We start from the raw sequence: 12,243 nt of genomic DNA, 5'->3' as shown, positions 1-12,243 counted from the left end.
GCCGCCTGACTACTTGCATGACCCATCCAGCACTCCTGATTCCCAGATCTGTCTTCTTGTTCAACGAAGTCTTATGCCTCGTTACGCAGCATGCGCTGTTTTACATGCCGTTACAGGTGTTTAGTTGACTGTAATGGCCGGTAAAGCGCAAAGGGGCGAAGCATAGCGCAGCACTCGTCGCTTTTCCCCGTATAAAGCTGGTCAAGTGCCTCGCCCATCGCTAGAATTGCGCACTTTTTGATCAGAGGCGCGCCAGGCGCCCTGTCTCCGCAAGAGACGATCCCCCTACACCGAGGTTAGACATGTCCACCACTACTACGCCAGCCAATCCCAAGGTCGGCTTCGTATCCCTGGGTTGCCCGAAGGCTCTGGTCGACTCCGAGCGCATCCTGACCCAGTTGCGCATGGAAGGTTATGACGTCGTGTCCACGTACCAGGACGCCGACGTGGTAGTGGTCAATACCTGTGGCTTCATCGACTCGGCCAAGGCCGAATCCCTGGAAGTGATCGGTGAAGCCATCAAGGAAAACGGCAAGGTCATCGTCACCGGCTGCATGGGCGTGGAAGAAGGCAACATCCGCGACGTGCACCCAAGCGTGCTGGCCGTGACCGGTCCGCAGCAGTACGAGCAAGTGGTCAACGCCGTGCACGAGGTGGTGCCACCGAAACAGGACCACAACCCGCTGATCGACCTGGTGCCGCCACAAGGCATCAAGCTGACCCCGCGCCACTACGCCTACCTGAAGATTTCCGAAGGCTGCAACCACAGCTGCAGCTTCTGCATCATCCCGTCGATGCGCGGCAAGCTGGTGAGCCGCCCGGTGGGCGATGTGCTCGACGAAGCCCAGCGCCTGGTCAAGGCCGGTGTCAAGGAGCTGCTGGTGATCTCCCAGGACACCAGCGCCTACGGCGTCGACGTGAAATATCGCACCGGTTTCTGGAATGGCGCGCCGGTGAAGACCCGCATGACCGAACTGTGCGAAGCCCTCGGCACCCTCGGCGTCTGGGTCCGCCTGCATTACGTCTACCCATACCCGCATGTGGATGAACTGATCCCACTGATGGCCGCCGGCAAGATCCTGCCGTACCTGGACATCCCGTTCCAGCACGCCAGCCCGAAAGTCCTCAAGGCCATGAAACGCCCGGCGTTCGAAGACAAGACCCTGGCGCGCATCAAGAACTGGCGCGAAATCTGCCCGGACCTGATCATCCGCTCGACCTTCATCGTCGGTTTCCCCGGCGAAACCGAAGAAGACTTCCAGTACCTGCTGGACTGGCTGACCGAAGCCCAGCTCGACCGCGTCGGCTGCTTCCAGTATTCGCCGGTCGACGGCGCACCCGCCAACGACCTGGACCTGGACGTGGTACCGGACGACATCAAGCAGGACCGTTGGGAGCGCTTCATGGCTCACCAGCAGGCCATCAGCTCGGCGCGCCTGCAAATGCGCATCGGCCGTGAAATCGAAGTGCTGGTGGATGAGGTGGACGAGCAAGGCGCCGTCGGTCGTTGCTTCTTCGATGCTCCGGAAATCGATGGCAACGTCTTCATCGACAACGGCAGCAACCTCAAGCCGGGCGACAAGGTCTGGTGCAAGGTGACCGATGCCGATGAGTATGATTTGTGGGCTGAACAGATCAACTGATCTGACTGGTTTAACGGACCACCGCTTTACCCGTGGGAGCCTATGAGGAACCTGTGGGAGCCGAGCTTGCTCGCGATAGCGGTGTGTCAGCCGAATGAGAGACCAGCTGATCCGACGCTATCGCGAGCAAGCTCGGCTCCCACAGGGTTCTCATATTCAGGCAAAAATTGACAAGCCCCGCCCTTGCGACAAGATGCGGGGCTTTTTTACGGCTATCGTATGGATAAACCCAGGACATCCAGCACAAGGAACAGGCGGGCATGCGCCAGCATTCGGTCATCCACACACCGAAATCCAGCGATTACCAGGAACTGACCCAGGTCTGGGAGGCGTCGGTACGGGCTACCCATGACTTTCTGCCGGACAGCTACATCGAGCTGCTGAAAAACCTGGTGCTCACCCGTTACCTGGATGCCGTGATGTTGATCTGCACGCGGGACACCCGCCAGCGCATCACCGGTTTCGCCGGTGTCGCGGCCGGCAAGGTCGAGATGCTGTTCATCGACCCGCAACACCGCGGCCAAGGTTTGGGCAAGCAATTACTGCGCTATGCCATGGACCACTTGAATGCCGATCAACTGGACGTCAACGAACAGAACCCGCAAGCCCTGGGCTTCTATCTCAAGCAAGGCTTCGAAGTGGTCGGCCGTTCGGCACGGGACGGCATGAACCAGCCTTACCCGTTGCTGCACATGCGCTACAGGCAGCCCGACCTGAAGGCCCGACGCGGGTAGACGAGACAAATGGACACGCGATTAACCGGCGCCAGGCAGGTACAATGTCCCCCCTCTTTTTGTTACGGCCCTGTCATGACTGACCCGATTCGCCTCTCCAAACGTCTCATCGAACTTATCGGCTGTTCCCGTCGGGAGGCTGAACTGTTCATCGAGGGTGGCTGGGTCACCGTGGACGGTGAAGTCGTCGACGAGCCGCAATTCAAAGTCGACGCCCAACGCGTCGAGCTTGACCCCGAGGCCAAGGCCACCGCACCGGAGCCGGTGACGATCCTGTTGAACGTCCCGGCCGGCATGGAAACCGACGCGGCAATGGCAACCCTTCGGCCAGAGACGCTGAGCGAAGAACACCGTTTCGGTAAACGCCCGCTCAAGGGGCATTTCCTGCGCCTGACCGCCAGCGCCGACCTGCAGGCCAACGCCAGCGGACTGCTGGTGTTCACCCAGGACTGGAAGATCCTGCGCAAGCTCACCGCCGACGCCGCCAAGATCGAGCAGGAATATGTGGTGGAAGTCGAAGGCGAGATGGTCGCCCATGGGCTGAATCGCCTGAACCATGGCCTGACCTACAAAGGCAAGGAATTGCCGGCGGTAAAGGCCAGTTGGCAGAACGAGAACCGCCTGCGCTTCGCCATGAAGAACCCGCAACCGGGCATCCTGGCCCTGCTCTGCCAGGCCGTCGGCCTCAAGGTGGTCGCCATTCGCCGTATCCGCATCGGCGGCGTGTCCATTGGCAAGGTACCGCTGGGCCAGTGGCGCTACCTGTCCGCCAAAGAGAAATTCTAATTTTTTCGGCGCCACAGCCGGCTGGGGCGCCCACTGCCGATCGATCAGGATTGCATACATGATTCACAACGACGTACTGCGCAGCGTTCGCTACATGCTCGACATCAGCGACAAGAAAGTCATCGAGATCATCAAGCTGGGCGGTCTGGATGTGTCCCTCGCGGACCTGGTGGGCTACCTCAAGAAAGACGAAGAAGAAGGCTTTGTATTCTGTCCCGACGAGGTCATGGCGCACTTTCTCGATGGCCTGGTGATCTTCAAGCGTGGCAAGGACGAAAGTCGCCCGCCACAGCCCATCGAGGTACCGGTGACCAACAACATCATCCTCAAGAAGCTGAGGGTGGCTTTCGAGTTGAAGGAGGACGACCTGCACGCGATCCTCAAGGCCGCCGAGTTCCCGGTATCCAAGCCGGAGCTGAGCGCCCTGTTTCGCAAGTTCGGCCACACCAACTACCGTCCGTGTGGCGACCAGTTGCTGCGCAATTTCCTCAAAGGGCTGACGCTGCGCGTTCGCGGCTGATTCCGACCCATGACCTACACTGTGTCCCCCATCGGCTTCGTCCGCTCCTGCTTCAAGGAGAAGTTCGCCATCCCCCGCCAACCCCAACTGGCCCCGGCCGCACGGGGTGTTCTGGAGCTGGTGGCGCCGTTCGACCAGAGTGATGCGGTGCAGGGTCTGGAACAAGTCAGTCACGTCTGGCTGTTGTTCCTGTTCCACCAGGCCCTGGAAGACAAGCCGCGCTTGAAGGTGCGCCCACCGCGCCTGGGCGGCAACAAGTCCATGGGGGTGTTTGCCACCCGCGCCACCCATCGCCCCAATGGCATCGGCCAGTCCGTGGTCAAGCTGGAACGGGTCGAAGCCGGCCGGCTGTGGATCTCGGGCATCGATCTACTGGACGGCACACCAGTGCTGGACATCAAGCCCTACGTGCCCTACGCCGACATCGTCGGCTCGGCGACCAACGACATCGCCAGCACGGCGCCTGAGTTGATTGCAGTGCAATGGACAGACTCAGCGCTGCTTCAGGCGCGAGACCACGCCATGCGCCTGGAGGAGCCCTTGGTGGAGCTGATCGAACAATGCCTGGCTCAAGATCCACGCCCGGCGTACCAGACTCCTGCAGCAGAACGGGAGTATGGCGCGCAGTTCTGGGATGTGGATGTCCGTTGGCATTACCCACAACCGGGGTCGATCCGGGTGCTGGAGGTCGTTCCAGCCCGGCCATGACCACCAGAAACGAAAAAGCCCGCGTTGCCTTCATCAGGCAACGCGGGCTTTTTTGGTGCTTTCAGTTGTACCGAGTCGCTTTCATCGCGAGCAGGCTCGCTCCCACAGAGGGTCCAGGGTTGTTCTTGAGATATGAATCAACACAGAACCCTGCTCGCGATGACGGCCTGTCAGCCACCAAATCCTACAGGTTACTTCTCTACAAACGCCCGCTCGATCAGGTAGTCACCCGGCTCGCGCATACGCGGAGAAACGGTCAGGCCGAAGCTGTTGAGCACTTCGCTGGTTTCATCCAGCATGCTCGGGCTGCCGCACAACATGGCGCGATCGTCCTGCGGGTTGATCGGTGGCAGACCGATATCGCGGAACAGCTTGCCGCTGCGCATCAGGTCAGTCAGGCGGCCTTCGTTCTCGAACGGCTCGCGGGTCACGGTCGGGTAGTAGATCAGCTTCTCACGCAGCGCTTCGCCGAAGAATTCGTTCTGCGGCAGGTGCTCGGTGATGAATTCGCGATAGGCGACTTCATTGACGTAACGCACGCCGTGGCACAGGATCACTTTTTCGAAACGCTCGTAGGTTTCCGGATCCTGGATGACGCTCATGAACGGCGCCAGGCCAGTACCGGTGCTGAGCAGGTACAAATGCTTGCCGGGCTTGAGATCATCCAGCACCAGGGTGCCGGTGGGTTTCTTGCTGATGATGATCTCGTCGCCTTCCTTCAGATGCTGCAGCTGGGAAGTCAGCGGGCCATCAGGCACCTTGATGCTGAAGAACTCCAGATGCTCTTCCCAGTTCGGGCTGGCAATCGAGTAAGCGCGCATGAGCGGGCGGCCATTGGGCTGTTGCAGGCCGATCATCACGAACTGACCGTTCTCGAAGCGCAGGCCCGGATCGCGGGTGCACTTGAAGCTGAACAGAGTGTCGTTCCAGTGATGAACACTGAGGACACGCTCGTGGTTCATGTTGCTCATGTACGTGGGACTCCTGGGAATATTGCCTGCGTCGTTATATGCGCATTTGCATCGCATTCTAATGGCGACGACAATATCTGTTAACTGAATTATTAAGATAAGGGTTATCGGTTATATCGATATGCGATTTACTCTACGTCAACTCCAGGTCTTCGTCGCCGTCGCCCAGCAAGAGAGCGTCTCCCGTGCTGCGGGCCAGCTCAGTCTGTCGCAATCGGCCGCCAGCACCTCCATTACCGAACTGGAACGACAATCCAGCTGCCAGTTGTTCGACCGCGCCGGCAAGCGCCTGAGCCTCAATGCCTTGGGTAAACAGCTGCTGCCCCAGGCCGTGGCGCTGTTGGACCAGGCCAAGGAGATCGAAGACCTGCTCAACGGCAAGTCCGGCTTCGGCTCACTGGCGGTCGGTGCGACCCTGACCATCGGCAATTACCTGGCGACCCTGCTGATCGGCGGTTTCATGCAGCGCCATCCGGAAAGCCAGGTGAAGCTGCACGTGCAGAACACTGCCAATATCGTGCACCAGGTTGCCCACTATGAAATTGATCTGGGTCTAATCGAGGGCGATTGCAGCCACCCGGACATCGAAGTACAGAGCTGGGTCGAGGACGAACTGGTGGTGTTCTGCGCCCCCCAGCATCCGCTGGCCAAGCGCGGTCAGGCGACCATGGAGGAGCTGACCCATGAGGCATGGATCCTGCGGGAACAGGGTTCCGGCACCCGCCTGACGTTCGACCAAGCCATGCGCCACCATCGTAGCGCCCTGAACATCCGCCTGGAGCTGGAACACACCGAAGCCATCAAGCGCGCCGTGGAGTCCGGTTTGGGGATTGGCTGCATCTCACGCCTTGCGTTGCGCGATGCATTCCGGCGCGGCAGCCTGGTGCCGGTGGAGACACCGGACATGGATCTGGCGCGGCAATTCTATTTCATCTGGCACAAGCAGAAGTACCAGACCTCGGCGATGCGCGAATTCCTCGAGCTGTGTCGGGCATTCACCGCCGGGGCGCAGCGCAGCGACGAAATCGTGCTGCCGGCCATTGCCTGATTTAAAGAAGCACCAGCCCCCACACCAGGGCAATCATGGTCAAGGCGACAAGCTGGGCGGCGCTGCCCATGTCCTTGGCGTTTTTCGACAAGGGGTGCAGTTCCAGGGAAATGCGGTCGATGGCCGCCTCCACTGCCGAGTTCAACAACTCCACGATCAATGCCAGCAGGCAGACCGCAATCAGCATCGCCTGCTCGACACGGCTGACGTTCAGGAAAAACGACAGCGGAATGAGGATGACGTTGAGCAGCACCAGTTGACGGAATGCAGCTTCACCGGTGAAGGCAGCGCGCAGGCCGTCCAGAGAGTAGCCGGAAGCATTCAGGATGCGTTTCAGGCCGGTTTGGCCTTTAAAAGGAGACATAGGATGGGCAACTGATTGAAAGAAGTGGGGAAGCTAATTCAACACTAGTCAAAAAAGCGTGAATAAATACGCTATGACTGCGGTGAAATTGACTCAAGTTGTTGCAGCAACAAGGCCGCCTGGGTCCGGGTACGCACATTCAACTTACGGAAAATCGCCGTCACATGGGCCTTGATGGTGGCCTCCGACACGTTAAGTTCATAGGCAATCTGCTTGTTCAACAGACCTTCGCAGACCATGGTCAGCACTCGGAACTGCTGTGGCGTGAGACTGGCAAGGCCTTCGCTGGCCGCCTTGGCCTCCTCGGACACGCTCACCACTTCGAACGCCTGGGGTGGCCAGGCGGCATCGCCGTCCAGGACTTTCTTCACGGCCTGCTGGATCATCTCCAGGGAACTCGACTTGGGTATGAACCCACTGGCACCGAACTCCCGGGCCTTGACCATCACCGAAGCCTCTTCCTGGGCGGACACCATCACCACGGGTATCTGCGGATACTGCCCCCGCAACAGCACCAGCCCGGAAAAACCGTACGCGCCAGGCATATTCAGATCCAGCAGGACCAGGTCCCAGTCGGCCTTTTCGGTCAACCGGGCCTCCAGTTCCGCAATACTGGCCACCTCCGTCAGCCGGACAGCCGGGCCGAGGCCCAAGGTCACTGCCTGATGCAACGCGCTGCGAAAGAGCGGATGGTCATCGGCGATCAGGATTTCGTATGTGGCCATTTTTCAAATGATCCTGTTTTTATGGGAGACCCGATGCAATCGCGCCTCGCCAAAACAACTCAAGACACCGCGCAGCGTTTCGAACTTCGGCCGCTCCCTGGTCGGCGCCAAGCATGCCCAGCGAAGCCGGGGTGGTCAAGCAGCACGGCCATCACTGTCCTGAGTATGCGCCACTATTGGGCCGATACTGCTTGGCACGCGCGGATGAAGGGTTGCAGCTCAGCGTGAGCCGGCGTCGACACATCCATCTCCTGCTGCCGTTTTGCACCCAGGTAATGCTGGCTGAACACATCGAAATAAGCATCCAGGGCAGACGCGGCGTCGTTGTCCCCGGCCAGTTCAAGACACAGCGCAGCCACTTCGGCGGTACACAGATGCTCGCTGCGGGTCGAACGACGCAAACGGTAACGCGACAGCTTGTCGGGCTGCAGGCTGAGGATCGGCAAGCGGTCGAAATACGGACTCTTGCGGAAGATCTTGCGTGCCTCCGTCCAGGTTGCATCCAGCAGAATAAACAGTGGGCGTCTGGAGTGATCGAGATCCACCGTCTGGGTGACGCGCGATGGCTCGACGTATTCGCCGGGAAATACCAGGTAGGGTTGCCATTGCGGGTCGTCGAGCAGCGCCAGCAGTTGCTTGTCGACTTCGGTGCGCGACCAGATGAAGGCATGATTGTCACGCACCACATCGGCGATCAGCCAGCCGGTGTTGCTCGGTTTGAACACTTCCTTGTTGGTCATGATCAGGCAGACCCCGGAACGGGTTTCGACGCTCGGACGCCAGGCGCACAGGCAGTGGCTCTCGATCACCCGGCAGGCGCTGCATCGAGGAGCGCGCCAGCCACGGGCCTGCAGCGGTTTGATGCCTTCATCGATGCGCTGGTCGCGCAGGCGGGCTACGGCGTTAGGGGCATGATTCATCGTGGGCAACGCCGACGAACAAAAGAACTCGACACAAACAACACTCGGCAGGGCAATAATGGCCGGCAGTCTACCAGAGCGCGCAAACCTGTACCGTCCCACCCGGCCTCCCCTATAATTCGCCGCCACTGAACGCACAGTCACGTGACCGGTCGAAATAGCCGTCACTGAACCAGGAGAGTTTCATGCTGCGCCTTATCGTCCCTACCGTTGCCGTTCTGCTGGCTACGTCCTTCAGCGCTCAGGCTGCTTCGTTGAAAGAACTCGAACTGAACAAGATGCTGCAGAACGTCGCCGCACAAAGCAGCGTTGGCACTCCGCGGGCAATCAACGAAGACATTCTCGACCAAGGCTATACCGTCGAAGGCACCGAGTTGATCAACCACCTCAGCGTGCAGAGCAGCCATGCCCAGCAAATGCGCGCTGATCCCAAGGCTGTGTATTTCCAGTTGGGTGCCAGAGTCTGTACCAACCTGGGTTTCCGCAAATTGATGGCCAAGGGCGCAACCATGCGCTACGAGTTCACCGAGGTTAAGACCAATCGCCCGGTCGCCACCGAACGCTTCAAGGAATCGGATTGCCCGAAACCGGCCAAGACCAGGAAATAATCAACCCAAGCCAGCGGCCTGTCCGATCAATCTGACTCATGGATCAGCCACACAGGCCACTGTCGCGCCGCTGCTCATCATCGGCGCGCAGCTCCGCCACCAGTGCCTGTAAATAGCGCGAGCGCCAAGCCCGGCCTTCCAGACGGCGGCAACATTCTTCCTCAAGACTGACCCGATTGGCCTGAGCCGCTTCCAACAGCGCCAGATACAGCTGCCTGTCGAGTTCCAGAGTTACCCTGGTCATCTTTCCCGCCTCCTTGCCCGATCTATCTCAATCCATCTCGTGGCCCAACCGTGGGCATCGAATTGCATGGCACGCCTGTTATCAGTAAATCAGAGCGGCACATACCCGGCCAGTATTCTGACGAGCGGTGTGGTCATTCGTTGCTTGTTGCCAACTGTCACTTTTGAGGGCCATGATCAAGGCAGCGAAGATCAACGCGAGGGTCTAGGATTCAGAAGTAAGAAGGAGTAGCTGAATGCCTTATAAACCGAATGACCAGCTCAGTCGTCATTTTGAGAACCACGGCCACGACCTCACCCGCAAGGTCGAAGAGCAACTCAACCTTGTATCACCCGACAGCCCGAACCTTCCCATCTACCGCGACATGATCCTGATCGTGCTGCGCATGGCCCAGGAAGATCACAACCGCTGGAATGCCAAGATCACCCTGCAGGCACTGCGAGAGCTGGAACATGCATTTCGCACGCTTGAACAATTCAAGGGCCGACGCAAAGTCACCGTCTTCGGCTCGGCCCGAACACCCATCGAACATCCACTGTACGGCTTGGCCCGGGAACTGGGGGCGGCGCTGGCCCGCTCGGACATGATGGTCATCACCGGAGCCGGCGGCGGCATCATGGCCGCTGCTCATGAAGGCGCTGGCCGGGAACACAGCCTGGGATTCAACATCATCCTGCCTTTCGAGCAGCACGCAAACCCGACGGTCGAAGGCACGCCGAACCTGCTGCCGTTCCACTTTTTCTTCACGCGCAAACTGTTCTTCGTCAAGGAGGCAGACGCCCTGGTGCTCTGTCCGGGCGGCTTCGGCACCCTGGATGAAGCCCTGGAGGTCCTGACGCTGGTGCAGACGGGTAAAAGCCCCCTGGTGCCGGTAGTGCTGCTGGACGCACAAGGGGGCAGGTTCTGGCAGAGCGCCCTGGACTTCATCCACGAGCAACTGGAAGAAAACCGCTACATCCTGCCCACCGACATGAAACTGATGCGGCTGGTGCACAGCGCTGAAGACGCAGTGGAAGAAATCAACCAGTTCTACCGCAACTTCCACTCCAGCCGCTGGCTCAAGCATCAGTTCGTGATCCGCATGAACCATAAACTCAGCGAACAGGCCATGGCCCAAATACAGATTGAGTTCGCCGACCTGTGCCTGAACGACTGTTTTTATCAACAAGGCTACAGTGGCGAAGAACAGGACGAGGCCTCGTTCAGCCATTTGACGCGACTGGCGTTCAACTTCAATGCGCGCAACCAAGGCCGATTAAGAGAATTGGTGGACTATATCAACCTGCCAGAAAACTGGGCGGAACCCTCCTCCAAGGCGCACCCTCTGACATGGGAACCCATCAAGGTAACCTGAACCCATAATAAAACGGCCCGCTATCGAAATAGCGGGCCGTTTTACTCAATCATCCAGTCCACGACCGCTGAACAAGCGGTTGATCATTTCCATGGAATAGCCTCTATACGCCAGGAAACGCCCTTGCTTGGCCCGTTCTCGCGCATCAATGGGCAAATGCCCGGAGAACTTTCGACGCCAGGTATCCGTTAACTGATCCTGCCAATCGATCCCGCTCTCACGCAAGGCCTGTTCGATATCCGTACGTTGCAAACCGCGCTGGCCGAGCTCCTCACGAATTCGTAACGGACCGTAGCCGGAGCGGGCGCGATAAGAGACAAAACTTTCGAGATATCGGCTTTCCGATAACAGGCCCTCTTCCGTCAAGCGGTCGAGGGCCGTTTCGATCAAGTCATCAGGAGCGCCGCGCTGACGCAGTTTTCGCGTCAGCTCGACTCGACCGTGCTCGCGTCTGGCAAGCAGGTCCATCGCGGTTCGCCGCACCGCGACGAGAGTATCGAGTACCACGGTCATCGAATCGATCAGATATCAGCGTCGGCCATGTCGTCAGCGGTTTCGCGGCTGGCCACTGCCTTGACGTCGGCAACCGGGCTCAGCAGCTTGTCACGCAGTTGCTTCTCGAGCGCTGCGGCAACCTCCGGGTTATCCGCCAGGAACTTGGCCGAGTTGGCTTTGCCCTGACCGATCTTGGTACCGTTGTAGGCATACCAGGCGCCGGACTTCTCGACGAAACCGTGCAACACACCCAGGTCGATCATCTCGCCATTGAGGTAGATGCCCTTGCCGTAGAGAATCTGGAACTCGGCCTGACGGAACGGCGAAGCGACCTTGTTCTTCACGACCTTGACGCGGGTTTCGCTGCCGACCACCTCGTCGCCTTCCTTCACCGCGCCGGTACGGCGGATGTCCAGGCGAACCGAGGCGTAGAACTTCAGCGCGTTACCACCGGTGGTGGTTTCCGGGCTGCCGAACATCACGCCGATCTTCATGCGGATCTGGTTGATGAAGATCACCAGGCAGTTGGCGTTCTTGATGTTACCGGTGATCTTGCGCAGGGCCTGGGACATCAGGCGAGCCTGGAGACCCACGTGCATGTCGCCCATTTCACCTTCGATTTCAGCCTTGGGTACCAATGCCGCCACGGAGTCGACGATGATCACGTCAACCGCGTTGGAACGCACCAGCATGTCGGTGATTTCCAGGGCCTGCTCGCCGGTGTCCGGCTGGGACACCAGCAGGTCGTCGACGTTGACGCCCAGCTTGCCGGCGTACTCAGGGTCCAGGGCGTGTTCGGCGTCGACGAAGGCGCAGGTCGCACCGGCTTTCTGGGCCTGGGCGATCACGGACAGGGTCAGTGTGGTTTTACCGGAGGATTCAGGACCGTAGATTTCAACGATACGACCTTTTGGCAAGCCGCCGATGCCGAGCGCAATGTCCAGGCCCAGGGAGCCGGTGGAGATGGAAGGAATAGCCTGACGGTCCTGATCGCCCATACGCATTACGGCACCCTTGCCGAATTGACGTTCGATCTGACCCAAGGCCGCAGCCAAGGCTTTCTTCTTGTTGTCGTCCATTAAAGTCCTCACGTAATCAATAAGGCCTGGCGGCCAACACCTGT

Annotated in this window: 15 protein-coding genes; 8 read left to right on the top strand and 7 right to left on the bottom strand. The window is 59.3% G+C overall.

Annotated features, from left to right (window positions below; all coding sequences use genetic code 11):
* The first annotated feature begins 302 nt into the window (after nucleotides 1-302).
* The 5 genes from rimO to tsaA all read left to right on the top strand — a co-directional run bounded on the left by rimO (nucleotide 303) and on the right by tsaA (nucleotide 4,391).
* Nucleotides 303-1,643 carry a 30S ribosomal protein S12 methylthiotransferase RimO gene (rimO, locus tag AD665_RS15975; RefSeq protein WP_024780136.1) on the top strand — a complete coding sequence of 447 codons (1,341 nt, stop codon included), beginning with the start codon at nucleotides 303-305 and terminating at the stop codon, nucleotides 1,641-1,643.
* 260 nt (nucleotides 1,644-1,903) lie between these two features.
* Nucleotides 1,904-2,377 (top strand): GNAT family N-acetyltransferase, encoded by a 474-nt coding sequence (locus AD665_RS15970; protein WP_053192769.1) that lies wholly within the window; start codon nucleotides 1,904-1,906, stop codon nucleotides 2,375-2,377.
* Between the two features lie 75 nt (nucleotides 2,378-2,452).
* Nucleotides 2,453-3,163 carry an rRNA pseudouridine synthase gene (locus tag AD665_RS15965; RefSeq protein WP_024780138.1) on the top strand — a complete coding sequence of 237 codons (711 nt, stop codon included), beginning with the start codon at nucleotides 2,453-2,455 and terminating at the stop codon, nucleotides 3,161-3,163.
* A gap of 58 nt (nucleotides 3,164-3,221) precedes the next feature.
* Nucleotides 3,222-3,683, top strand: coding sequence for a YehS family protein (locus AD665_RS15960; RefSeq protein ID WP_024780139.1), 462 nt, complete (start codon nucleotides 3,222-3,224; stop codon nucleotides 3,681-3,683).
* Between the two features lie 9 nt (nucleotides 3,684-3,692).
* Entirely contained in the window at nucleotides 3,693-4,391 is a 699-nt protein-coding gene (tsaA, locus tag AD665_RS15955; protein WP_053192767.1) for a tRNA (N6-threonylcarbamoyladenosine(37)-N6)-methyltransferase TrmO, read from the top strand.
* Between the two features lie 191 nt (nucleotides 4,392-4,582).
* Here tsaA and fpr read toward each other — a convergent pair whose 3' ends face one another.
* Nucleotides 4,583-5,362, bottom strand: a complete 780-nt coding sequence (gene fpr / locus AD665_RS15950) for a ferredoxin-NADP reductase (protein WP_003198368.1) — start codon at nucleotides 5,360-5,362, stop codon at nucleotides 4,583-4,585.
* A gap of 121 nt (nucleotides 5,363-5,483) precedes the next feature.
* On the opposite strand from fpr, the gene AD665_RS15945 reads away from it, so the two are divergent.
* Nucleotides 5,484-6,410 (top strand): LysR family transcriptional regulator, encoded by a 927-nt coding sequence (locus AD665_RS15945; protein ID WP_053192765.1) that lies wholly within the window; start codon nucleotides 5,484-5,486, stop codon nucleotides 6,408-6,410.
* Between the two features lies 1 nt (nucleotide 6,411).
* On the opposite strand, the gene AD665_RS15940 is transcribed toward AD665_RS15945, so the two are convergent.
* The 3 genes from AD665_RS15940 to AD665_RS15930 all read right to left on the bottom strand — a co-directional run bounded on the left by AD665_RS15940 (nucleotide 6,412) and on the right by AD665_RS15930 (nucleotide 8,419).
* Entirely contained in the window at nucleotides 6,412-6,774 is a 363-nt protein-coding gene (locus AD665_RS15940; RefSeq protein WP_024780142.1) for a diacylglycerol kinase, read from the bottom strand.
* Between the two features lie 71 nt (nucleotides 6,775-6,845).
* On the bottom strand, nucleotides 6,846-7,499 hold the full coding sequence (gene erdR, locus AD665_RS15935; RefSeq protein ID WP_024780143.1) for a response regulator transcription factor ErdR: 654 nt from the start codon (nucleotides 7,497-7,499) through the stop codon (nucleotides 6,846-6,848).
* Between the two features lie 173 nt (nucleotides 7,500-7,672).
* Nucleotides 7,673-8,419 carry a tRNA-uridine aminocarboxypropyltransferase gene (locus tag AD665_RS15930; RefSeq protein WP_024780144.1) on the bottom strand — a complete coding sequence of 249 codons (747 nt, stop codon included), beginning with the start codon at nucleotides 8,417-8,419 and terminating at the stop codon, nucleotides 7,673-7,675.
* A gap of 185 nt (nucleotides 8,420-8,604) precedes the next feature.
* On the opposite strand from AD665_RS15930, the gene AD665_RS15925 reads away from it, so the two are divergent.
* Nucleotides 8,605-9,027 carry a PA3611 family quorum-sensing-regulated virulence factor gene (locus AD665_RS15925; protein ID WP_053192763.1) on the top strand — a complete coding sequence of 141 codons (423 nt, stop codon included), beginning with the start codon at nucleotides 8,605-8,607 and terminating at the stop codon, nucleotides 9,025-9,027.
* 43 nt (nucleotides 9,028-9,070) lie between these two features.
* Here AD665_RS15925 and AD665_RS15920 read toward each other — a convergent pair whose 3' ends face one another.
* Nucleotides 9,071-9,271: a hypothetical protein gene (locus tag AD665_RS15920; RefSeq protein WP_024780146.1), complete on the bottom strand. Its 201-nt coding sequence runs from the start codon at nucleotides 9,269-9,271 to the stop codon at nucleotides 9,071-9,073.
* Nucleotides 9,272-9,506: 235 nt separating this feature from the next.
* Here AD665_RS15920 and AD665_RS15915 point away from each other — a divergent pair, with 235 nt between their 5' ends.
* Nucleotides 9,507-10,625 carry an LOG family protein gene (locus tag AD665_RS15915; protein WP_024780147.1) on the top strand — a complete coding sequence of 373 codons (1,119 nt, stop codon included), beginning with the start codon at nucleotides 9,507-9,509 and terminating at the stop codon, nucleotides 10,623-10,625.
* A gap of 45 nt (nucleotides 10,626-10,670) precedes the next feature.
* Here the strand turns inward: AD665_RS15915 and recX are convergent, their stop codons facing one another.
* Entirely contained in the window at nucleotides 10,671-11,138 is a 468-nt protein-coding gene (recX, locus tag AD665_RS15910) for a recombination regulator RecX (protein WP_024780148.1), read from the bottom strand.
* An 8-nt stretch (nucleotides 11,139-11,146) separates the two neighbouring features.
* Nucleotides 11,147-12,199 carry a recombinase RecA gene (gene recA / locus AD665_RS15905; RefSeq protein ID WP_024780149.1) on the bottom strand — a complete coding sequence of 351 codons (1,053 nt, stop codon included), beginning with the start codon at nucleotides 12,197-12,199 and terminating at the stop codon, nucleotides 11,147-11,149.
* Nucleotides 12,200-12,243: the final 44 nt, after the last annotated feature.

The sequence above is a fragment of the Pseudomonas corrugata genome (assembly GCF_001269905.1).
Lineage (GTDB): Bacteria > Pseudomonadota > Gammaproteobacteria > Pseudomonadales > Pseudomonadaceae > Aquipseudomonas > Aquipseudomonas corrugata.
The sequence above is the reverse complement of the archived record's forward strand: the minus strand, read 5'-3'. Positions and strand labels throughout refer to the sequence as shown.